General features: G+C 36.4%; 18 protein-coding genes. 14 read left to right on the top strand and 4 right to left on the bottom strand.

Features of this window, described 5'->3' with window-relative positions:
* Nucleotides 1-207 precede the first annotated feature (207 nt).
* The 3 genes from J2Y60_RS21310 to J2Y60_RS21300 all read left to right on the top strand — a co-directional run bounded on the left by J2Y60_RS21310 (nucleotide 208) and on the right by J2Y60_RS21300 (nucleotide 5,070).
* Nucleotides 208-597 (top strand): BlaI/MecI/CopY family transcriptional regulator, encoded by a 390-nt coding sequence (locus J2Y60_RS21310; protein WP_309923508.1) that lies wholly within the window; start codon nucleotides 208-210, stop codon nucleotides 595-597.
* Between the two features lies 1 nt (nucleotide 598).
* Nucleotides 599-2,233: a M56 family metallopeptidase gene (locus J2Y60_RS21305; RefSeq protein WP_309923506.1), complete on the top strand. Its 1,635-nt coding sequence runs from the start codon at nucleotides 599-601 to the stop codon at nucleotides 2,231-2,233.
* Nucleotides 2,234-2,655: 422 nt separating this feature from the next.
* A complete protein-coding gene (locus J2Y60_RS21300) occupies nucleotides 2,656-5,070 on the top strand; it encodes an outer membrane beta-barrel family protein (RefSeq protein WP_309923504.1) in 2,415 nt (804 codons plus the stop codon).
* A gap of 449 nt (nucleotides 5,071-5,519) precedes the next feature.
* Here the strand turns inward: J2Y60_RS21300 and J2Y60_RS21295 are convergent, their stop codons facing one another.
* The 3 genes from J2Y60_RS21295 to J2Y60_RS21285 form a co-directional block, all read right to left on the bottom strand.
* Nucleotides 5,520-6,422 carry a hypothetical protein gene (locus tag J2Y60_RS21295; protein ID WP_309923502.1) on the bottom strand — a complete coding sequence of 301 codons (903 nt, stop codon included), beginning with the start codon at nucleotides 6,420-6,422 and terminating at the stop codon, nucleotides 5,520-5,522.
* 203 nt (nucleotides 6,423-6,625) lie between these two features.
* Nucleotides 6,626-7,162 carry a hypothetical protein gene (locus J2Y60_RS21290; protein ID WP_309923500.1) on the bottom strand — a complete coding sequence of 179 codons (537 nt, stop codon included), beginning with the start codon at nucleotides 7,160-7,162 and terminating at the stop codon, nucleotides 6,626-6,628.
* A 458-nt stretch (nucleotides 7,163-7,620) separates the two neighbouring features.
* Complete coding sequence (locus J2Y60_RS21285) at nucleotides 7,621-8,478, bottom strand: alpha/beta hydrolase-fold protein (protein WP_309994743.1); 858 nt, start codon at nucleotides 8,476-8,478, stop codon at nucleotides 7,621-7,623.
* A gap of 434 nt (nucleotides 8,479-8,912) precedes the next feature.
* Between J2Y60_RS21285 and J2Y60_RS21280 the strand changes: the two genes are divergently transcribed.
* From J2Y60_RS21280 to J2Y60_RS21250, 7 genes are all read left to right on the top strand, one after another.
* The gene (locus J2Y60_RS21280; RefSeq protein WP_309923496.1) at nucleotides 8,913-9,296 is read left to right on the top strand and encodes a hypothetical protein; all 384 of its coding nucleotides are present in this window, start codon (nucleotides 8,913-8,915) and stop codon (nucleotides 9,294-9,296) included.
* A gap of 100 nt (nucleotides 9,297-9,396) precedes the next feature.
* Entirely contained in the window at nucleotides 9,397-9,738 is a 342-nt protein-coding gene (locus J2Y60_RS21275; RefSeq protein WP_309923494.1) for a hypothetical protein, read from the top strand.
* 210 nt (nucleotides 9,739-9,948) lie between these two features.
* Nucleotides 9,949-10,962 (top strand): GntG family PLP-dependent aldolase, encoded by a 1,014-nt coding sequence (locus J2Y60_RS21270; protein WP_309923492.1) that lies wholly within the window; start codon nucleotides 9,949-9,951, stop codon nucleotides 10,960-10,962.
* A gap of 71 nt (nucleotides 10,963-11,033) precedes the next feature.
* On the top strand, nucleotides 11,034-11,489 hold the full coding sequence (locus tag J2Y60_RS21265; protein ID WP_309923490.1) for a DUF1801 domain-containing protein: 456 nt from the start codon (nucleotides 11,034-11,036) through the stop codon (nucleotides 11,487-11,489).
* A gap of 84 nt (nucleotides 11,490-11,573) precedes the next feature.
* The gene (locus tag J2Y60_RS21260) at nucleotides 11,574-12,122 is read left to right on the top strand and encodes a hypothetical protein (protein WP_309923488.1); all 549 of its coding nucleotides are present in this window, start codon (nucleotides 11,574-11,576) and stop codon (nucleotides 12,120-12,122) included.
* Nucleotides 12,115-12,480 (top strand): hypothetical protein, encoded by a 366-nt coding sequence (locus tag J2Y60_RS21255; protein ID WP_309923485.1) that lies wholly within the window; start codon nucleotides 12,115-12,117, stop codon nucleotides 12,478-12,480. The genes J2Y60_RS21260 and J2Y60_RS21255 overlap by 8 nt, the downstream gene beginning before the upstream one ends.
* Nucleotides 12,473-12,943, top strand: coding sequence for a YbjN domain-containing protein (locus tag J2Y60_RS21250; RefSeq protein WP_309923483.1), 471 nt, complete (start codon nucleotides 12,473-12,475; stop codon nucleotides 12,941-12,943). Before J2Y60_RS21255 ends, J2Y60_RS21250 begins: the two co-directional genes overlap by 8 nt.
* 128 nt (nucleotides 12,944-13,071) lie before the next feature.
* On the opposite strand, the gene J2Y60_RS21245 is transcribed toward J2Y60_RS21250, so the two are convergent.
* Nucleotides 13,072-13,428, bottom strand: a complete 357-nt coding sequence (locus tag J2Y60_RS21245) for a hypothetical protein (protein ID WP_309923481.1) — start codon at nucleotides 13,426-13,428, stop codon at nucleotides 13,072-13,074.
* Between the two features lie 839 nt (nucleotides 13,429-14,267).
* Between J2Y60_RS21245 and J2Y60_RS21240 the strand changes: the two genes are divergently transcribed.
* The 4 genes from J2Y60_RS21240 (at nucleotide 14,268) to fumC (ending at nucleotide 23,085) form a co-directional block, all read left to right on the top strand.
* Nucleotides 14,268-18,359 (top strand): two-component regulator propeller domain-containing protein, encoded by a 4,092-nt coding sequence (locus J2Y60_RS21240; protein ID WP_309923479.1) that lies wholly within the window; start codon nucleotides 14,268-14,270, stop codon nucleotides 18,357-18,359.
* 566 nt (nucleotides 18,360-18,925) lie between these two features.
* Complete coding sequence (locus J2Y60_RS21235) at nucleotides 18,926-19,735, top strand: AraC family transcriptional regulator (protein ID WP_309923478.1); 810 nt, start codon at nucleotides 18,926-18,928, stop codon at nucleotides 19,733-19,735.
* A 74-nt stretch (nucleotides 19,736-19,809) separates the two neighbouring features.
* Nucleotides 19,810-21,471, top strand: coding sequence for a serine hydrolase (locus J2Y60_RS21230; RefSeq protein ID WP_309923476.1), 1,662 nt, complete (start codon nucleotides 19,810-19,812; stop codon nucleotides 21,469-21,471).
* A 210-nt stretch (nucleotides 21,472-21,681) separates the two neighbouring features.
* Complete coding sequence (fumC, locus tag J2Y60_RS21225) at nucleotides 21,682-23,085, top strand: class II fumarate hydratase (protein WP_309923474.1); 1,404 nt, start codon at nucleotides 21,682-21,684, stop codon at nucleotides 23,083-23,085.

Genomic DNA, 23,085 nt, shown 5'->3' with positions numbered 1-23,085 from the left:
AGCTAATTTTACTTTATTTTAAAGCCTTCCAATTTGACTATCAATAGCTTATATATATTTATTTCTAGCGAGGGACTTAAGTCCCTCGCTAGAAATAAATATATCAGTCATTATTAACGTAAAATTAAACCTCTCCAAGCAAAAGGTAGAAAAAAAATCCTACCTTTTATTTGCACGGTAGGAAAAATTTTCTACCTTTGTTTTGTCATGAATAAAAAAGAAGAACATAAGCTGGTAGAGCCTACCAAATCTGAACTAGAAATACTGCAAGTACTCTGGGAAATTGGTCCTGCTACTGTACGGGCAGTAAACGATGAACTGGTAAAACAGAAAGACGTAAACTATGCGACAACCCTAAAGTTTATGCAACTGATGGCGGAAAAGGGAATGCTTATCAGAGATGAAAGTCAGATGAAACATATTTACCGAGTGGCCGAAGAGGAACAAAAAACCAAATCGTACTTACTAGAAAAATTTGTGGATTCGATGTACAAAGGTTCAGCAAGTAAACTGGTTTTACAGCTACTTGGTAACAAAAAGAATTCGCAACAAGAGCTACAGGAGATTAAAGACATCATCAAAAAACTAGAGGAGTAACATGGAAAATTTCACTGTCGCTTTAGGGAATACGCTGATAAACTCGCTTTGGGAAGGGGTAATACTAGCAACTTTTACAGGACTTATCATCGTGTTTACGCGTAAACATAGCGCCACTGTTCGTTATAACCTACTAGTAGCCAATATGTTATTGTTTGTATCTGTTGTTCTTATTACTTTTTGTTATGAATTGGGCAGTAATACCCTTAGTCATACACTCAAGCAATTGGCAGTGCCTCTCACACAAGGAATCGATACAAGTACTCAACAATCGACCACTGGCAGTGATGTATTCCAAACGATTCAGTTTTACATTGGGTCGCATACACAAACGATAGTGCTTATTTGGTTTCTGATTGTACTGATGCGTTGCCTTCAACTAGCGAGTGGATTACATGAGCTTTACCATTTACGTCGAAATAACCTTTTTGCTGTTGATGAAGTTTGGGCAAAACGTGTAGCTACCTTAGCCAATTACTTAGGCATCAATCAAATGGTGGGCATTGCTGAATCTAGCTTAACCAAAGTACCGATGGTAATTGGTCACCTAAAGCCCCTTATCCTAGTGCCTGTTGGTTTGATGGCTAGTTTAACCCCTGCCGAAATAGAAGCAATATTGGTGCATGAACTGGCACATATTAGGCGTAGAGATTACCTTGTTAATTTGTTACAGAACTTACTAGAGATTTTCTTTTTTTTCAATCCTGCGGTGCTGTGGTTATCCTCGGCGATTCGAGCAGAAAGAGAGAATTGTTGTGATGATATTGCCTTGGCACAAACGAGCAGTAAGGTAGATTATATACGTGCCTTGGTATCTTGCCAAGAATATCAATTAGAAGCGCCAGCCTATGCAATGGCTTTCCCCGGAAAACGTAGTCAGTTAATGGACCGGGTAAAACGCATGGCATCTGGGAATAATCAATCGCTTAATTTCAGAGAAAAGTCAATCCTATTCATCGCATTATTAACTACGGGGTTATTAACAGCTGCCTTTACCAACGCTAAAGAAATAGCACATTTGGCTGTAGAAACAAAAGTAGCATTCAGTCAGGCAGTAACAACTACTACTGAACAAACTACTACCTCATCAAAGCCAGTTGTTCCTCAAGCAAAGCGGAAAGTATATATCACAACGGTAGCGCCAAAAGAGGTAAAAAAGTTATCTGAAACTACCTTGAGTAAACACAAGCGAATGGCTTTAGCAGACTCGATAAAGCAAAGCAAGATGGTATCTTTAAAACCTTTGTCTGCTAATCAGCAGACACTTGCTCCGTTGAATAATAAGCTAGGGACTTACAAACCATATAAGGCTGAATATAAGCCATATACTACCCAATATGATAACAAGAAGTCTGATATTGGTGCCGCGGTAACGGATGATTTGATTAAAGATAAATTAATCAATGCAGATGACAAAAACACATCTTTTAAACTCAGTGATACCGAGCTGATTGTCAATGGGGTTCGTCAGCCAGAAGAGATTTTCAAACGCTATAAAGACAAGTTTGTACCACCCCAAACTGAAGGTAAAAAAGGTACTTGGACGCTCTATAGCAATTATGTTACTACTACCACAACTAGCAATGTTTTAATCGTTTGGAATCAAAATAATCATCATAATGTGTGGGTGATTTAAAGAGAGTGAAGTTTTAAGCGCTTACTTTGTTAACCTTTTTTAAGTAAACATGATACCATCATTTTCTATTAGCGGGTGACTTAAGTCCTATTGATTAGCCACATCTTTTAAAAAGTTAAAATAAGGATGTGATTATTGATAAAATGGGTTCAAATGGGCTTAAATCGTCCTTCAAACCGAGCTTTGGTCGTCTCTTGTCATAGCCTAACTACGTGAATTTTTATCACTAGCGAGGGACTTAAGTCCCTCGCTAGTGATAAAAATATGACTATCAATTACTTATGGATATGTGGGTAATCAATAGGACTTAAGTCACCCGCTAATAGCTAATAGAAAGAGCTCGCGCTTAAAAAGTGCTATAATGCTGTGACAAGCTTTTTTATCTCTTTTACACAAACTAATAATTTTTAACACTAAATCTTATGAAATTAAAATTCGTGACTTTTTTAGTCGCCTGCCTTTTTATTGCCTCTATTTCGCTAAAAGCACAAACGATAAGCGGGAAAATAAGCGATGCCACTCAAAAACCCCTTGAAGGTGCGAGTGTATATTTAATGCAAGATTCTATCTTGGTAAAAACCGCACTCGCTGATGCAGAGGGACGCTTTTTGTTTGATAAACTAAAGCAAGGCAATTACCGCATTAATATTACCATGATTGGTTTTGCTTCATACAAAAGTGAATTATTGAAGCCCGATGCCGTGGTGACGATTGTGTTGCAACCTGTTAGCAAAGAATTGAATGAAGTAGTGGTTACTACTAAAAAGCAATTTGTAGAACAAAAAATTGACCGCACCGTAATAAACGTTGATGCACTAATTAGCAATGCTGGCTCTACGGCACTGGATGTGTTGGAGAAATCACCAGGGGTGACAGTAGAACAAAACGGTGTAATTAGTCTGAAAGGGAAAGGCGGTGTAAAGATTTTTATTGATGACAAACCTACGTATTTGTCGGGGGCTGATTTAGAAAATTATCTGCGGTCGCTGTCGTCTGCTACCGTCGACCAAATAGAACTTATGAGCAACCCTCCTGCCAAATACGATGCCGCAGGGAATGGTGGCGTAATTAATATCCGCCTAAAACGTAACAAGGCTAAAGGTTTTAACGGAGGTATCAACGTTAGTTATATTCAAGGGAAATATAGTAAAACCAACAATGGAGTTAATTTTACGTATCGCAACAACAACATTAATATATTTGGCAATGTTAGTTTTAATGTTGCCAATGGCTTTAGTGATTTGGATATTAATCGTCATTTCTTTGATGAGGCTGGCAACCCTACTTCCGATTTCCTTCAAAATTCATTTATTCGCCGAATCTCTACGAGCAATAACGTAAAGCTTGGGTTTGACTATTATCTGGGCAAAAAAGACATTTTCGGGATGGTGGTTAACGGACTAAGTAACGTAGGTGATGTTAATACCTTAAATAAAAGCCGTTTGTTCAATGTTTCGGGTATCCTAGATTCTACGATTGTGGCAGTGAATAAAGAAAATAGAAACTTCAAAAATGGGGGTATCAACTTTAATTATCGTCATCAATACAATGATAAAGGCAGAGAATTAACGGCTGACCTAGACTACCTCCGCTATCAGACCCGTAGTAAGCAGTCGTTTGATAATACGGGTTACTTGCTTGATAATAGCGTAAGCAGTCACGATTTATTGACGGGTAACTTGCCCTCTAATATCAATATCTGGTCGGCCAAAACAGACTATAGTCACCCATTGAGCAATGGTGTAAAGTTAGAAACAGGATTAAAATCGAGCTTTACGGAAACAGATAATATCGCCGATTACTTTTATACGGTTGACAACGTAACAACGCCAGATTATAACAAAACGAACCATTTTATCTACAAAGAACAGATTAATGCAGGGTATCTAAACGCTAGTAAAGATTGGAAACGCTTTGCTGTGCAATTGGGGTTACGTTTTGAGAATACGATTTCAAACGGACATCAACTGGGCAATATTCAAAAGCCTGATTCTACTTTTAAACGTAATTATAACGGACTCTTTCCTACTTTTTACCTACAATACAAGCTGGATACAGCAGGCAATCAGACAATTGGATTTGATTATGGTCGACGTATAGACCGACCATACTATGAAGACCTTAACCCATTTTTGTCGCCCTTAGATAAGTTTACTTATTATACTGGTAACCCGTTTTTAAGACCATCTTATACCGATAACTTAGAACTAACCCATACTTGGAAAAACATCACTACTACCTTAAGCTACAATAAAACCAAAGACGATGTAAACGAGACCATCGAAATTGTCAACGGTATTTATTACAGTCGACCGGGGAATTTAGGCACTGTTACTTCCAAAGGTATTAGTATTGATGCTAGCTTTGATATAACCAAATGGTTTAATTTCCATTTATTTATGCGTGCTACCAATATTCATACTAATAGTACATTTTACACAGGGACGCTCAATACACAGGGGACGTTCTATTTTATCCGTCCTATTTTCCAATTTAAACTCCAAAAAGGCTGGACAGCCCAGCTAGACGGTGGCTACCAAAGTAAGGTAACCAATGCACAGTTTATCGCTTCGGCACGAGGGAGAGTAAACATGGCTGTTACCAAAAAACTTTCGCCGTCTGCCACGTTGAGTTTAGTAGGCAACGACTTATTCTATAACTTTAGAAATGCGGGAGAAATTAATAATTTAGCCAATACCAAAGCCAATTACTTGAATTTGAGTGATACCCGAACGGTTGTATTGTCGTTTAATTATCGTTTTGGCAAAGCCATTTCAAATTTGCGTAAGCACAATGCCAACGGTGCCGAAAGCGAACAGAATAGGGTGAAGAATTGATAGGATATTGGGGACTTTAGGATTGGTGGACTTTAGGATTTGAGGATTTTTAGCCTTTGTTGTTGGGAAAAAACACCAATAAAGGCTAAATATTTTCTATTAGCGGGTGACTTGAGTCCTACTGATTACCCACAAGTATATAAATAACTAATAATCAATATCTTATCTCTAGCGAGGGACTTAAGTCCCTCGCTAGAGATGAGGGCTTCAACGCTTGGTTTAAAGACTATTTATGTACATTTAAGCTAATTTTATCAATAAACACATCCTCATTTTAACTTTTTTAAAAGATGTGGGTAATCAATAGGACTTGAGTCACCCGCTAATAGAAAATATCATTTTGTTATCTCTGCTCGGCGTAGTGTTTTTCACTACGTCGGGGTGTCAGGCATTCTTAGCAGGCAACGACGAAAGACAAAAGTTTATTTGAGGAGGCAATGTAACATTGCCTATTTACTTATACTCATCATCCAATTAGCACAATCAGGAGCATCAACGATGTTCCAACTATGAAAACCCTTTCCTCGCGTAGTGATATATTCTACATTTTTATTGCCAATTTTCAACAGAAATTTATACAAGCTTTCTAAATCATAAGCATTAATGTCATCAACCTGTAAGTCCGTACAATAAGTTTTTCTGACAAAGTCTAAATCAGGTTCGGTGTATAATCTTATTGGAATACTTTTTAAATATTTTGCATTTCCTCCTTCACTATCGTTTGCAGTATAAGAAGAGTGAATTAAATATTGTTCAGGTTTGGAATCAGGCGAGCCCCCTAAAGAATTTTCTAATATCCCTTTAATGGCGTATCCTTCTTTCATGATTAAACCCTTACATTGATAATTTATTTTTCTTAGTGCAGAGGCATACAACCGAGTTAAATCAAGAGGTGGGTCAATTGTGAAAACACCTTTTAATATGTTTGACGTATCCGATTTTAATAGATGTTCAGCATATCCAACAGCAACAGCACCTCCCGATGAAAAGCCCCCTATCATAAGGCTTGATACCTTATATTTATCGCACTGAGTTTTGCATATTTTGTCTAGTTCTTTAATGGTGCTTAGGTCTGCAAATAATGAATTGTGAAGTTCAGGTGCTAATATTAAATATCCATTGTTCGCCATAATTTGGGCAAGACTTGTCTTTTCAAAAATGCTTTTGGGGTTTTCTCCAGACCCAGGAAGTAATACAAGAACTCCTACAACTTTTGATTGCGGTTGCAATGCGTAATAAGTAAAAGACAAATTATCTACTTTATCTTTGTATTTATCTATATTTTGTCCAATTAGGTGATTATAAAAGAGTAGCAGTAAAAAGCTATAAATAGCTGTTAGTTTTTTTTTCATGATAAGTTAGATTTAAAGGTTTATAGTACTTTGTTTTATACATTTACAACTCTTCAGTTCTGCGTTCTGTTTTTCAATACGTCGGGGAGTCAGGTCTTCTTAAAAGACAACGGCGTAAGACAAAAGTTTATTTGAGGAGGCAATGTTACATTGCCTGACACTGTGACGTAGTGAAAACACTACGCCAAGCGAGGTGCGGATAATCAGTCCATCAAAGTAGGCTTATAGAAATTCTTTGTTTCTATTACTTTTCCATTTTCATCTCTAAAAACCCACTTTCCTATTCCATAAAATTCAATTTCTACTGAATCAAATATAGCTAAACCTTCTTGTTCAACTTTACCATTATCATGATAGACACGAACATAAGCCTTACTCGAAGGCATCACTTTCTTATTATCTTCGCCATTGACAAATAAGTCTTTGTTGGGTTTAATATCTTCACAAGACATATAGACATGGCTTTTATCATCAATAAAGTACCAATCACCACTCATTTTTCCATTCAAATAACTACCAAATGAGCTGAGACGTGATTTATTAACCTTTGAATATGACCTATAAAAACCATTATATTTCCCATCTTGATAATAGGCTTCTTCTAAACCATACATACCATTCTCAATCCAAAGACCTGTTTTTTTACCATTCTTGTCCTTTTGATTGATATTAGTTTGAGCATCTACTTCACTTGTTATAAACATCACTAATGCCAATGGTAATACGATTTTTTTGATCATTTTTTTTATCATTTTTAAAAAATATTGATATTCGTTGAATTTCTACTTTTAGGGCATCCCACGCTCGGCGTTCTGTTTTTCAATACTTCGGGGAGTCAGGTCTTCTTAAAAGACAACGGCTTGAGACAAAAGTTTATTTGAATAGGCAATGTAACATTACCCGACACTGTGACGTAGTGAAAACACTACATCATGCAGGGGAAGATATTTTCTATTAGCGGGTGACTTAAGTCCTACTGATTACCCACAAGTATATAAATAACTAATAATCAATATCTCATCTCTAGCGAGGGACTTAAGTCCCTCGCTAGAGATGAGGGCTTCAACGCTTGGTTTAAAGACTATTTATGTACATTTAAGCTAATTTTATCAATAACCACATCCTCATTTTAACTTTTTTAAAAGATGTGGGTAATCAATAGGACTTAAGTCACCTGCTAATAGAAAATATCATTTCGTTATCTCTTATTTTCACCATGAATCCACTGTAAGGCATTCACCATTGCCTGATGCCCAATCGTAGCATGGTTTTCTAGCGGTAGATAGTCTAGATACACCTTTACTGTTTTACTTTGTGTGCTTTTAATTTTCTCGGCTAATAAATTTGCATCTACTTCCATGACACGTGGTGGTACTGTGGGTGTAAGTCCCTCTTTGCCTACACCAATATAAACTTCGGTTTTCTGCAAAAAAGTAGGTTGCAACAATGCGGACGGCACAGTAAGTAACGAACCATTATCCCACCAAATACTCGGACTCACGATAATATACTTATTAAAAAGCGTTGGCTGTTTTAGCAAAATTTCAGTCGCCAATAATCCCCCTAACGATTGTCCAATAATGGTTTTATTGTTATTGGTCTTGTATTTTTTTTGAATAAAGGTTTGTAGCTCTTTTTCAATGAATGCTATAAATTTATCGGAGTGCCCAGAAGTTGGATTTTTCTTTTTATCTGCTTCAATGGTAGTAGGAAACGTAAAATCCCTCCTCCTATCAACCGTGGCGATGCCCACTACTATAGATTTAGGCACACGGTTTACCCATTCAAAATTATTGAACTGAAATATTCCAGCTACATGAATAAAATCTTCATCAGCCGAGCCATCTAGCAGGTAAGTAACGGGATAGGTAATTGTGTCATTCTTGCTATAACCTTCTGGTAGGTAAATATTTAAAATCCTTTTCTCTGCTAACTCCTTTGAATAAACCTCATCAATCACGCCTAATATAAACGGTTTAGCATTATTAGTTTTGTCAGCTTGAGAGAATGCCTGAATGGTAAAGAATGCAAAGAGGATGGTAATAATTAATCTCATGATGGATGTTGTGTATGTAATGAAGTTTTGTAGCAATTTAGTAAGCATTACGCCTTTTTCCATCAAGTGATGTTAATAAAAGACTTGCTAAATGTAAAAAAATAGTTTAGATATAAATAATGCTTCAATAAGGTTGGAAACGCTAACCGCAAGTGTTACCACTACTGTTTTATCATAAGATAAAATACGCATAATAAATTTTGTAAAATAAATTAAGATTTGGTTTGGGGATTATTTCGGAAAGTAGTAGGTTGTGAAGAAATTTATTTTGTATTCCCTATAGCTTTATAAATACACAAACAACATTAAAAATAAAACACCAAATAAGTATGATAACACCTTCTTTCTCCAAAAATCCTTTCCTTTTAATTTTTGTGATAATTATCTGTCTTACAACGTTTTCATGCCATTCAAGCGAAAAATCAGAAACTCAGATGGCAAATATCGACAGCTTAGTAATTGGTCCCGAAGTCCACGATACATTGAGTGTTGAGCAAATGACAAAAATCAAGAAAATTTTCACTACGTTTTCAGAAGTAAACCCAAGTACGCTGGAAGAAACGATATCAAATTTCAAAAGAGACTTAAACCCCGACAATGAGATAGAGATTTGGTTGAATATGGCAAGTACCTATGAGAACTTTGTTTCGACAAGACCATCCAAACTTGACCATGACAAAAAAAAAGAGGTCTATAAATTGATTTTAATTCGTTCAATGATGTCGGCTGATGAAGCAATAAGTCAAGCAAAACTAACACTTTTGAATGACAACGAAATAAAAGAAATATTGGATAATTACGATAAGCCCAAACAATAATCTGAGAAGTATACAGTATCAATATCTTATTACGAAATCAAAAAAACTATACGTTTATAATCATTATAACATCTATTTATTATTTACTAAATTAACCGTCATGGAAGGAAATCTACTTGAACAAAAAAAATTAATTTATGATTGTAAGCAAATTGCAATGCAATTGATTATTAATGAAGAAAGGTCTATTTACGAAGTTATTAATATTTTAAAAGAACGTGGTCTTGACGAAGAGACAGCAACTACCATTGTCGATAATATTGAAAAATGGCAAGCAAAACAAAATAGAAAGGTAGGTATAAAAAACATGATATGGGGAGCGATATGGCTTATTTTAGGACTGGGAGGAACATTCGCTAATATTGGCTTCATATTCTATGGAGCAATTATTTCTGGAATAATTCAGTGCTATGTTGGTTTTGAAAGATATAACAAAAGCTAATTTATAAATCCCCTCTTTTGGTAAAGGTGATTGTTTTATCAGCTTTTATGCCAATTATGTTGTTAAAAAACCTACAAAATTGGCATAAATAGCTACCGCAGTCACTCGTTTGAAACAAGCGACTGCGGTAATAAAAACCATAAAACCCTTCACTACTAAGTTACGCAATATCTATCTTTGCCCTTATTTCATCAAAAAACTATTTACAACATGACCATTGAATTAAGGAGTGATACTTTTACGAAACCTACACCTGCCATGTTGGAGGCAATGTTTACTGCGGAGGTCGGCGATGATGTTTTTGAAGACGACCCAACGGTTATTGCCCTTGAACAAAAAGCCGCCAATATGTTTGGGTATGAGGCAGCCTTGTTTTGTACTTCGGGTACCATGACTAACCAAATAGCGATTAACGTCCATGTGAAACAAGGCGACGAGGTAATTTGTGATGCCCTTTCGCATATTTATTTATATGAAGGCGGAGGTATTGCAGCTAATTCTTTAGCATCTGTCAATTTGCTTGAAGGCGACAGGGGGCGGTTGAAGGCTTGGCAAATCAAGGAAGTAATTCAGCCTGAAAATATCCATCATCCTATCTCAGCATTGGTTTCTTTGGAAAATACTGTCAACAAAGGTGGAGGAGCTTATTATCAATTGACTGATATTCAAGAGATAAAACAACTTTGTATCGCCAACAATATTCCTTTACACCTAGATGGTGCAAGAATATTTAATGCTTTGGTAGAGACAGAGGAAAGTCCGCTAGAATATGGTAAAGTATTCGATTCTATGTCGGTTTGTTTATCTAAAGGACTAGGAACACCTATTGGCTCAGTGCTTTTGGGAACGAAAGCCTTTATCAAAAAAGCTAAAAGAGTGCGTAAACGCTTGGGTGGTGGTTGGCGACAAGCTGGTTATCTGGCAGCGGCTGGCATTTATGCCCTTGACCATAATATTAATCGATTGAAAGAAGACCATACTCGTGCCAGCATAATTGGTGAAACAATGGCCAAGTTGCCTGAGGTGGAAAACGTTTTACCAGTAGATACTAATATTGTAATTCTGAATTTGAACCATAAAATTTTAGCGACTGACTATGTTCAACAGCTAAATGCTAAAGGAATTCGTGCTACGACTTTTGGCAAACACCAAGTAAGGTTTGTCACTCATCTAGATTTTACGGACGACCATCTGACGGAGTTTCAGAAGAGAATTTTACAGTAAGATTAAGAGGCTTTTGTTTTCAAATAGCCTCTTTTTTTGTATATTTATGGCAACTCAAAACTAGGTTATCTATGCAAAGCAATGCATTAACTCCCGACGAATACGTTGAACAGTTACCAGAAGACAGAAAACTAGCAATCAATGCCTTACGAAAGGCAATCCTTGAAAATATACCAGAGGGTTTTAGCGAAGTAATGAGCTACGGCATGATTGGTTATGTAATACCCCATTCGCTTTATCCTGATGGCTATCATTGTGACCCATCCTTACCTTTGCCTTTTCTGAATATTGCTTCACAAAAAAACTTTGTGGCGGTATATCATATGATGGTCTATTCAGACCCTACCTTGCATGAATGGTTTGTAGCTGAATATCCTAAACATACTAAAGCAAAACTAGATATGGGCAAAAGCTGTATACGCTTCAAAAAGGTAGACCAAATTCCGTATCAATTAATAGGTGAATTGGCTACGAAGGTGACTGTGGATGAATGGATTAGTAGGTATGAAAAGAGCTATAAGCGATAGACTTGGAATTCGTTTTATCACTTTGAGCGTAAACATTTATTTTTTATATTTGATGTAAATATAACTACAGAACTAACCTATTCAATGAAAATAATAGCACATCACACATGTAGTAGCGACGGAGATATTAACCTAATTGAACTTAACGGCCCATTTTTATCTACACATGTTGAAAATGAACCAAATCAATACAAGTTTCTTGGTACGGGTTATTATTTTTGGGATAATAATTTAGGTATGGCTCACTCTCATGGTCAGAATAATTACAAGAGAAGATATTATATTTTTGAAGCAGCATTAACTTTAGATGAAGATATATTGTATGATTTAGCTGGTAATAGAATAGATATGATTAATTTTCAAGAAATCATAAATAAGCTTCAAGCATTTGAAGAAACAAAAAATTGGGGAATAGCACATTATATTGAATTTCTTAAGCGACAAGGAATGTTCCCTTATCGTGCAATTAGAGCCATTGATACAAGTATAAACCCTAAGGAGATTTTCAATTTTGTTCCAGATAGAAAAAATTTCACCAACTTAAATCCTATTTTTATTGTTTGTCTATTAGACAAGGAAAACGATTTAATAAAATCTTTTAAGCATATTAAAACATTTCCTAACAATGGATAGAAAAAAGCAAATACACGAAGAAATTATGGGTTTTCTTGATAACTATCTTGAAAAGACACCCAAAGAAATAATCCAGAATGATATTGCTGAGGTTAGTAAATTAGATTTTACTGGAACTTCGGCTCAAGATTACTTCTCTAATTTTCATAAACACTTTGAGGGTAGTAAGGAGAAATTACATTACCAATTACCTTTTAAAAAGGCTATTGACGAAACACAACAAACGCTATTTTATATCTTCAATGAACCATCATTAAAATTAACTATTAGGCTATCAAATAAAGATTTTAATAGTATTACTTTAACCGAAGACGAAAATATTTATAACAGAGAGTCAAAAAAATATGACTATGTTTAAAAAAATATTAGCATACTTTGAATCTCAGGAATGGAAGTATTCTCTTCCTGATGAAATTGAAGATGAAAGCCATATTGCATTTCTAGGAATTATTACTAATAATGGAAAGTTTCATTGTATTTTAGATGTAAAGGAGCAAGATAAAAAAATTTTTTTTTTTAGTATATACCCTAAAAATGTTCCCAAAGAATTGCGAAGCCAGATAGCTGAAATCTTATTAAGGCTCAATTATATTTTGTTTTTAGGTACTTTTGAAATGGATTTTTCAGACGGAGAACTCAGATTAAAAACATGTTTTATTTATGATGATTCTGACATTTCAGAAGAAATGCTTACACATATAATTAAAGGAAATATTGCGACAATGGATAGTAATTTTGAATTTATAAGTTCATTCTTAAACCAGAAAATATTAATGCCCGAAGCAATAGCATTTATTAATCAAATTAATGAAAAGGTTTAAAAATATCAGTCGCTCAGTAAAAACCAAGCGACTGACATCGCTTATTTAGCATAACAGCTTTTATTTTTTGAAGGTAGCCTCAATAGGACTTCCGTTCGAACTAAGACCGCCCACCAATAACTCGCCAGTTAGCATCGAATACTTAAAATAAACACTACTATTGCTTGATGATTGTGTGGTGTTTGTGAAAGTATATGTATCGCCATTCTTAGCAATATCGAATTCAAGGTACCTGACTTTGTAGTTTGTCCATTAGAATAGCTACTAAGCGTAGCATTTAACTTATTATTAGCCACCCTCGTTATAACCATATAAAGGGCTGGGTCTTTTATACCAACTAAGCTTATGGTATTCCCACTTCCCTTTAAGGTCGTTGCTGTCCATGTTCCTACAAAAATATCCGAAAAGTCGGGTGATACTGGTTCGTCTTTTTTACAACTTACAATAGTTAGTAGAACGATTAAAAATAAAGCAATTTTTCTCATGATATATGTGTTTTAAGTGTTTTCGTAAAACTATAATTTAGATAATCTTCAATATAAAATAGGATAATTACTATAAATAGGGCGTACTTAACCAAAGGATTGTACGTATTACTTTGCTGAATATTTCCAGTAATATTATTGTTAATTCGTTGCTGATAATTAGCATTTTATAAAGTTTAAAAAATTAAACTTTAACATGATTTAATGCCTTGAATTGTTTGTCCAATTTAACCTGACGATGCCCTCTTTTATGATAAGAATTTGTAAAGAGAATGTTATAAAATACAAGATTTATATTGCCCATGGGTAGAATCTATTCTTAATAGGTGGCTTTATAAAAATTATATTTACAAGCATATTACGAAAAAAACCTTAGGACAATAATATTTAGTCATCAATAATTCATTATTGAATAAATACACTTTTCGATGCAGTATTTCAAACAAATAATTCTTCTTTCAACCTACGTATAGCGCTATTTATAATACAATCAGTTATTTTATTAATAAATCTCTCGTTATAGTTTTTAAAAATATTCGTCTACCTATTATACGTCAGGCTACTAATACTGTATGACATTTTTTATTATATTTGACCCAAATCCTTATTACAATAATAATCGTAAGTATAATATTGTACCATTATTATTACCAGACTTTCTAAAACCTTTACTACTTTAATTGATGAAAATGATGTGTCTTCTCACGTTTTCCAATACGTATAATACAAGCCGATTTTTTAAAAACCTGTTGCTAGTCAGCTTGTTTTCCTTTTTGGGGGTTAAAGGGTTTGCACAAATATCAAGTTCACGTTTTAGGCATCTCAGCAATGATCAAGGGTTGAGCAACACCTCTGTAAATTGTATTTTTCAAGGAAGTAGAGGGTTCTTGTGGTTTGGTACACGTGACGGCTTAAATAAATACGACGGTGTAAAAATTACTGTCTTTAAAAATGATGAAAACAATCCAACCTCTATCAGCGACAATTATATCAGATGTATCTATGAGAGTTCAGATCATAAAGTATGGATAGGGACATCGGGAGGACTCAATCGTTTTGACCCTGTAACCAATAAATTTACTCATTTCAAACACGCTGACAACAATCATAAATCCTTTTCTTCTAATGTTATCACGGGTATCACTGAGGATCCTACAGGAAAAAACCTATGGATTAGTACAATCGATAACGGCTTAGAATTATTTAATATTAAAACCCAAGAGGTACAACATTTCAAACAACCCAGCAGTGATGTTGAGCTGAATAAGATTAACTGTATTTTAAAAGATAAAAATGGTCGATTGTGGTTGGGTACACAACGTGGACTAGTGGAATTTGACACAAAATCGCACAAGTTCAATGCACTACTTGCTACTAAAAACAATGCGATTAATGCCATAGAAGAAGATAATAGTGGCAATATTTTGTTGGGAACTGATAATGCGGGGATGATAAGTTATAACCCTGCTAAAAACAATTTACAAGGCTACAATCACCTACCCGACCTTCCATACATTCCTAATAATTATATGGTATTGAGCTTGTTAGCTGATAACAAAGGAAATATTTGGATAGGGACTATCAACAATGGATTGATTTTGTATAAACCATCGACCCAAAAGTTTTATAATTATTACCCAAAACCCGAGTTTCCATTGAGCCTTTCAAACAGTACGGTATCAGCACTGTTTGAAGATAAACAAGGGAATTTATGGATTGGTATGCACCGCGGAGGGGTAGATTTATATGCGATGGGTGTTGATAAATTTAAACTATTTAGAAAAACCAACGAAGCAACTTCTTTAAGTTATAACGATGTAAAGGCTTTTTATCAGGATAAAGATAATGATATTTGGGTAGGTACGGATGGCGGTGGACTGAACTTATTTAATCCAAAAACAGAGAAATTCAAACATTATGTATATGACAAAAACAACCCTAAAAGCTTGTCATCCAATGCGGTACAGACCATCGCAGAAGATGCTCAGGGGAATTTATGGGTAGGTACATGGGGTAGTGGCATAAGTGTGCTTAATAAAGCTAAGGGCATTTTTACACATTTCAAAAATGACCCTAAAGTGCAAGGTTCGCTCAGTTCAAATTTCCTGCAAGATATGCACCTCGACAGCAAAGGGAATTTTTGGATAGCTACTTATTATGGAGGGATTAATTTATGGGATGCTAAAACACGTACTTTCAAGCGAATAATCGCTGGGAAAAACAATACTTCTTCGTTTTCGGGCAATAATGTCGTTTCAATTGGTGAAGACCACGACGGTAATATATGGTTTGGGACAGACGACGGTGGACTAAATCGCTATAACCTAGCGAGTGGGGTATTCTCACATTATTTCAATGAACCCAATACAAAGACTGATGCTAGGGTAATTTTTGTTGATAAAAAAGGTACAGTGTGGGTCGGGATGAAGGGGCTGTACAAGTTCGATAAGGCGAAAAATAAGTTCAACTTTATCAATACTAGAACGGATATAGACAACAATTTTGTGAAGGGAATCTTGGAAGACAACCTTAATAATTTATGGGTTTCTACGTCTAACGGTTTGATTGAACTTAATCCTAAATCTTTATCAAGTAGATCATTCAATACGCGCGATGGGCTACAAAACATGGAATTTGAAGCCAATGCCTACCTACAAACCAAAGAAGGACAAATGATTTTTGGAGGTATTAAAGGTATGAATATATTTTATCCTGCTGAGATAAAAGTAAACAAATATGTTCCGCCTGTATTCATCACTAGCTTCTTGTTGTCAAACCATCCAATGCTTACTTCTGATACTTCGTCGATTGGCTTGACGAAGGATATTGGCTATACAGACGAAATAAAATTGAACTATAAACAATCGTCTATTAGTTTTAATTTTGCAGCCCTCAATTATGTATATCCTGATAGAAATCAGTACTCGTATATCCTAGAGGGACTAGACGAACAATGGTCTCCGCCAAGTACTGAACGCAGAGCTGTTTATAACAACTTATCTCCTGGTCATTATACTTTTAAAGTAATTGGGTCTAACAACAATGGGGTCTGGAATCATCATGCCAAATCAATTGATATTATCATTAGCCCGCCATTCTGGGATAATCTTTGGCTGAGGGTTGTTGCTATTATTCTTATTTTGTTGGGTGTACACAAGTTTTATACACACCGCCTCAACAAGTCTAACAAACAAAAATTAGAACTGGAAAAACTTGTAAAAGAACGGACTATACAGCTTAGTGAATTGAACGATGAGCTATTTGTTAAGTCGGAAGAGTTAGCCCTTCAAGCTGAAAATTTGCTGGAACTCAACACAGAACTTACTGCACAAAAAGAGCAAGAACAACAAGCCAGAGAAGAAGCAGAAAAAGCTAACCAAGCCAAAAGTGTGTTTTTGGCTACGATGAGCCACGAAATCAGAACGCCGCTGAATGGCGTAATTGGGATGGCATCATTACTCACCCAAACCAAACTAGACAACGAGCAACAGGAATATACCGATACTATCATCACCTGTGGCGAAAGCCTGTTAAGTGTTATCAACGATATTTTAGATTTTTCTAAGATAGAGTCTGGTAAGATGGACATAGAGAAGGAAAGCTTCGACCTCCGCAGTACGATAGAGGATGTGATGGATATATTCGCGCACCGAACGGCACAAATGGGCATTGACCTTATTTATGAAATCAATCAGGATGTACCATTACATATCATTGGCGATTCGCTGAGGTTAAAGCAAATCTTGATAAACCTGATTAATAACGCTGTTAAGTTTACGACCAAAGGTGAAATATTTGTGAAGGTGCACCTTCTCGAAAAACCTACGAACAAAGAAGATGTTACCATTGGCTTTAGTGTAAAAGACACTGGAATAGGAATTCCGAAAGAAAAAATTGGTAAGCTATTCAAGGCATTTTCGCAGGTAGATTCCTCTACTACCCGTAAATATGGTGGTACGGGCTTGGGGTTAGCAATTTGTACTCGCTTAGTAGAATTAATGGGTGGTGAAGTTTCTGTAAAAAGTGAATATGGCAAAGGGTCTGTATTTAGTTTTAGTATCGTCACACAGGTGAGCAATACTATTCCAATGATTACTAATCAATGCGACCTCAATCCAATGAGTGGAACAGTAGTATTGGTGATAGATGATAACCAGACGAACCTGACGATTTTGAAGAAACAACTACAAAACTGGAACTTGATACCAGTGTCAGCATCGTCGGGAAAAGAAGGACTGGAGATATTTAGTACCAACAAGCATATTCAGCTAGTGATTACTGACATGGAAATGCCTGAGATGGATGGCATTGCTTTGGCCAAAGCTATCAAGGCTATTGATGCTAATATTCCGATTGTGATGCTTAGTTCTATTGGTGACGAAAGCAAGAAGAAATATCCCAACCTCTTTACTTCTATCCTTGTAAAGCCCATAAAACTACAACATTTGTGTAATGGTATTCAGTTTTCATTAAATGGACATAGCAAAATGCCTCAAACAGAAAAACCAATCGGTAACCTAAACACCGATTTTGCCGAATCGTATCCTTTGACAATCCTCGTTGCTGAGGATAATGCCGTTAACCAGAAACTAATAGCCAGAGTCTTAAACAAACTGGGCTATGCCTGTGATATTGTTGAGAACGGTTTGTTGGTGTTGGAAAAGATAAAAGAAAAATCTTATGACGTAATATTAATGGATGTGCAAATGCCAGAAATGGATGGCTTTGAGGCAACCAGTATTATTAAAAGTCTGCCAGGCCCCCATCCTACCATCGTTGCCATGACGGCCAATGCCATGAGCGAAGACAGAGATATTTGTCTGCAAAAAGGCATGGACGATTACGTAGCCAAGCCAATGAAGATAGAAGAGTTGATGAATGTATTGAAGAATGTCTTTTTGATTGCGACTAATAAGGAGTTGGATAGTTAGTGAATTGTGAGTTAGTGATTGAGTGATTGTTTAATGGATTGAGACGCAGTCGCTCGTATTTTACGAGTGACGCCTAGACCAACAAATTGAGTCTAAGCGACCCCGTTAAAACGCCAACAGGGCGAAAAATTCCTATTAGCGGGTGACTTAAGTACTATCAATTACCCATAAGTGTATAAATATCTGATAATCTATCTCTTATCCCTAGCGAGGGACTTAAGTCCCTCGCTAGGGATAAGAGATTCACGTAGTCAGGCTGTGACATTAGACGACCAAAGCTCGGTTTGAAAGGCGATTTAAGCCCATTTGAACCCATTTTATCAATAATCACATCCTTATTTTAACTTTTTAAAAGATGTGGGTAATCGATAGGACTTAAGTCACCCGCTAATAGGAATTTTTCGCGTCGGTAAAAAACACCTCAAAGCTCATTGCTCATAGCTCACAACTCATTCCCCCATCCCACCAATCAGCCTATTCATCCCAAATGAAAGCTAGTTCATTCATATTTACTGTATATTGCCATCGAAATTTAGTCAATGAGTACTGTTAGCTACTATATTACGATGAATCATTTAAAGAAGGGAGAATTTTACGGGCAAACGAATCAAACCATTCATCTGGATGGACTTACGCTAACGGATACCGTTTATACGCAACCTAAAGTAGATTGGCACTACCATGAAAATGCCTATTTTACCTTTATCTTAGCGGGCGACGTAATTGAAGGTAACAAAAAAGAGGTTTATCATTGCCCTGCTGGTACGTTGCTATTTCATCATTGGCAGGATGCACATTACAATATCAAACCCGAAGGTTTTACCCGAGGTTTTCATGTAGAAATAGAAAAAAGTTGGTTTGATGAATTGTTGTTGAAAGGTGATAACATACAAGGCAATGTGAACCTGTCAGACCCTGCCCTTAAGCTTTTGATGTATAAAATATTTACAGAAACAAAAATACAAGACCCTACCTCTCCCCTATCTATCCAAGGATTATTGCTAGATGTGTTGTCTCAAATGGCGGAGGGACACCAATCGTTGTTACACAAAAATCCTTCATGGGTAGCCACAATCAATGAAATCCTGAACGACCAGTTTGCTGATAACCTTACCTTAGGCTTTTTATCTGAAACCCTCAATATTCACCCTGTACACCTTTCCAGAGACTTTTCTAAATACTTTCATTGCACCTTTGGCGAATACATCCGAAAATTAAAAGTGCAGAAATCGCTCTCCCTGTTATCCGACAAAAGAAAACAACTGACTGATATCGCCTTTGAGTGTGGTTTTGCCGACCAGAGTCATTTTATACGCTGTTTTAAACAAATCAATGGCATGAATCCTTCTGCCTATCGAAAAATACTTTTTAGTTAAGGCTTCCATGTTAATCCTGTTCTATTTTGGGAAAACTCATCCGTTTAAATTTGTCTCTTAAATAACGTATTATCATGAAACAGGTATTAATCATTCTTTTCAGCGTGTTAATCTCGCTGAAAACCTCTGGGCAAATAAAAGATATTTTCACACCCGAAGTCATTACTAACCCCCTTCATCAAGCCAACATAGGGAAGATTACTTTTATGGCTAGCAACATTCCTCTGAATGTTTATAAGGAGGAGGATTTTCTCAGCACTTTTGAATTATCCCGCAAAACTAGCCTAAACATTAGGGTATTTATGGCAAATTCGGTAACTAATTATATCCATCAATTGGCACCCGAATTATCGGTTGATGAACTCTTAAAAAGTGGTAATCTTCAATTTTCGTTTTTTGTTGATGGCAACCCTATCTATCAAGAAAACATTCATCATGGCTGTAATTTTGGGTCTAGTGTGAACAAAAATACGGTGACTACTTTTAGAGTTCCGCTCACAAGTACTACAGGTGAAGGCTGGTGGGCGATGTATATGTGGGACAGGTTCAAACTAAATGGAGGCGACAAGGCATTGACAGAAGGGAAACATCAACTAAAAATTGTACTCAAGCCTTATGTAAGACTAAGTGATAATGACCTAAGAGTAGGAGAAATTATTGCACAAGGGCAAATAGAATTGGTCATTAAAACGCCTGTGATTACGAAGGAAGAAATAGCCATACAACCAATTGCCCCAAACAGTGACTGGGAAATATCAAAGGCTAAATACGACACTAAGAAGATAGAAGCCTTGAATACGGCTATTGCTAAATACGAGCTAAAGGATATTACAAGCATCGTGGTTATTAAAGACCATAAATTATTGTTGGAAGAATATTTTAACGATGCCAACAGAAGTACCCTTCATGACCCACGGTCGGCAGGAAAATCATTTACTTCTACCATGATGGGAATCGCCATAAAGGATGGGTACATCAACAACGAAAACCAACCCTTGAAGGAGTTTTATGATTTAAAAAAGTTTGCCAATTACGCTGAAAGCAAAGAACAAGTAACCATAAAGAACCTACTTATGATGAGTTCCGCCTTTGAAGGTTCAGACGCTGATGGCGATTCACCTGGTAATGAAGAGAATATGTATCCTACCGATAATTGGGTAAAATTCACGTTAGATTTACCTATGGATACGCATAAAAAGAACGGTGCTCAATGGGATTATTTTACTGCGGGTGTGGTACTGATGGGTGATATTTTACATAAGACTGTGCCAGAAGGCTTAGAAAAATATACTGATAAAAAACTGTTTAAGCCTTTAAATATCACGAAATATCAATGGCAATATACTCCACAAAACGTAGTAAATACGGCAGGGAGCCTCCAGATGAGAGCCATAGACTATGCTAAGTATGCACAGGTATATAAAAACAATGGGCAATGGCACGGCAAGCAAATTATTCCTGCCGACTGGGTTGCTAAAACATTGACCAAGCAAATACAGATTCCTGAAAGAGAAAATGAATATTATAGTTATTTGTTTTGGAATAAGACCTTTCAGGTAGCGGGCAAGAATTATGAGGCCTTTTATTGTGCAGGCAATGGCGGTAATCAATTTATCATTTTCAAAGATTTGCCCATCGTCATCATCATTACAGCCAAGGCTTATAACAAACCTTATGCACATCCGCAGTCGGATACTATCGTGAGGGAATATCTTTTACCTGCTGTGTTGAAATAGGAGAAGTATAGCGGGCAAAAAAAATAGCAGTCTTGGATAAGCGATATGCGACAGCCGAAAGTTATTATCTATCATTTTACCACAAAAAAATCAAAAAAACATCCTACGTTTCCTTTTCATTTCTACCTTTGCAGTCAAGTTTAATCAGGAGTAACCTTGTTGGAAACAAGCAGGGGTATTCGCTAATTCTCATATTTTCAAAAGGTAGAAATGGAATACAGAATAGAAAAAGACACGATGGGTAAGGTACAAGTGCCTGCCAATGTTTACTGGGGAGCTCAAACGCAACGTTCAATCATGAACTTTCCTATTGCTCAAGACATCAACAAGATGCCTAAAGAAATTATCCGTGCGTTTGCCTATTTGAAAAAAGCGGCAGCTATCACCAATTTCGAGGCTGGTGTATTGGCAGAAGATAAGAAAAACCTTATCGGACAAGTATGTGATGAAATCTTGGAAGGCAAGTTGGACGACCAATTTCCTTTGGTAGTTTGGCAAACTGGTTCGGGAACGCAGTCGAACATGAACTGTAACGAAGTTGTTGCTTACAGAGCTCACGTAATTAACGGTGGAGATTTGTTGGACGAAACAAAATACATTCACCCGAACGATGATGTAAACAAATCGCAGTCGTCTAACGATACTTTCCCAACGGCGATGCACATTGCGGCATACAAGATTTTGGTAGAAGTAACGATTCCGGGCATTACCAAATTGCGCAATACCTTAGATGCTAAGGCAAAAGAATTCAAGGATGTAGTGAAGATTGGTCGTACACACTTTATGGATGCTACGCCTTTGACTTTAGGACAAGAATTCTCGGGTTATGTTTCTCAGCTTGACCACGGTTTACGTGCTATCAACAATACGTTGGCTCACCTTTCTGAATTAGCCTTGGGTGGTACTGCCGTAGGGACGGGTATCAATACGCCAAAAGGATATGCTGAAAACGTAGCAAAACATATTGCTGATTTAACAGGCTTACCTTTTATTACGGCTGAAAATAAATTTGAAGCCTTGGCTGCACACGATGCTATCGTGGAAGCTCATGGTGCGTTGAAGACTGTAGCAGTTAGCTTAATGAAAATCGGTAATGATGTTCGTATGCTTTCGTCGGGACCTCGTTCGGGTATTGGTGAAATCTATATTCCAGACAACGAACCAGGTTCATCTATCATGCCAGGGAAAGTTAACCCAACACAGTGCGAAGCGATGACGATGGTGTCGGCACAGGTAATGGGTAACGATGTGGCAATTGGTATTGGCGGTTCGATGGGTCATTTTGAATTGAACGTTTTCAAACCAGTAATGATTTACAACTTCCTACACTCTGCTCGTTTGATTGGCGATGTGTGTGTGGCGTTTAATGATAAATGTGCTGAAGGTATCCAACCATTACACGAAAACATCAAGAAACACGTAAACAACTCGTTGATGTTGGTAACGGCATTGAACACTAAGATTGGTTATTATAAATCGGCTGAGATTGCACAGACGGCTCATAAAAATGGTTCAACGTTGAAAGAGACTGCTATCGCTTTAGGTTACTTAACAGCAGAAGAATTTGACGCTTGGGTGAAACCAGAAGAAATGGTTGGTGATATTAATGTGTAA

The organism is Arcicella sp. BE140 (assembly GCF_031456255.1).
Lineage (GTDB): Bacteria > Bacteroidota > Bacteroidia > Cytophagales > Spirosomataceae > Arcicella > Arcicella aquatica.
Note: the sequence above shows the minus strand (reverse complement) of the source record. Positions and strands in the feature narration are given on the sequence as shown.

Coding starts and splice junctions, on each gene's coding strand:
- J2Y60_RS21310 (WP_309923508.1), top strand. CDS start 208: ATGAATAAAAAAGAAGAACATAAGCTGGTAGAGCCTACCAAATCTGAA.
- J2Y60_RS21305 (WP_309923506.1), top strand. CDS start 599: ATGGAAAATTTCACTGTCGCTTTAGGGAATACGCTGATAAACTCGCTT.
- J2Y60_RS21300 (WP_309923504.1), top strand. CDS start 2,656: ATGAAATTAAAATTCGTGACTTTTTTAGTCGCCTGCCTTTTTATTGCC.
- J2Y60_RS21295 (WP_309923502.1), bottom strand. CDS start 6,422: ATGAAAAAAAAACTAACAGCTATTTATAGCTTTTTACTGCTACTCTTT.
- J2Y60_RS21290 (WP_309923500.1), bottom strand. CDS start 7,162: ATGATCAAAAAAATCGTATTACCATTGGCATTAGTGATGTTTATAACA.
- J2Y60_RS21285 (WP_309994743.1), bottom strand. CDS start 8,478: ATGAGATTAATTATTACCATCCTCTTTGCATTCTTTACCATTCAGGCA.
- J2Y60_RS21280 (WP_309923496.1), top strand. CDS start 8,913: ATGGCAAATATCGACAGCTTAGTAATTGGTCCCGAAGTCCACGATACA.
- J2Y60_RS21275 (WP_309923494.1), top strand. CDS start 9,397: ATGGAAGGAAATCTACTTGAACAAAAAAAATTAATTTATGATTGTAAG.
- J2Y60_RS21270 (WP_309923492.1), top strand. CDS start 9,949: ATGACCATTGAATTAAGGAGTGATACTTTTACGAAACCTACACCTGCC.
- J2Y60_RS21265 (WP_309923490.1), top strand. CDS start 11,034: ATGCAAAGCAATGCATTAACTCCCGACGAATACGTTGAACAGTTACCA.
- J2Y60_RS21260 (WP_309923488.1), top strand. CDS start 11,574: ATGAAAATAATAGCACATCACACATGTAGTAGCGACGGAGATATTAAC.
- J2Y60_RS21255 (WP_309923485.1), top strand. CDS start 12,115: ATGGATAGAAAAAAGCAAATACACGAAGAAATTATGGGTTTTCTTGAT.
- J2Y60_RS21250 (WP_309923483.1), top strand. CDS start 12,473: ATGTTTAAAAAAATATTAGCATACTTTGAATCTCAGGAATGGAAGTAT.
- J2Y60_RS21245 (WP_309923481.1), bottom strand. CDS start 13,428: ATGAGAAAAATTGCTTTATTTTTAATCGTTCTACTAACTATTGTAAGT.
- J2Y60_RS21235 (WP_309923478.1), top strand. CDS start 18,926: ATGAATCATTTAAAGAAGGGAGAATTTTACGGGCAAACGAATCAAACC.
- J2Y60_RS21230 (WP_309923476.1), top strand. CDS start 19,810: ATGAAACAGGTATTAATCATTCTTTTCAGCGTGTTAATCTCGCTGAAA.
- fumC (WP_309923474.1), top strand. CDS start 21,682: ATGGAATACAGAATAGAAAAAGACACGATGGGTAAGGTACAAGTGCCT.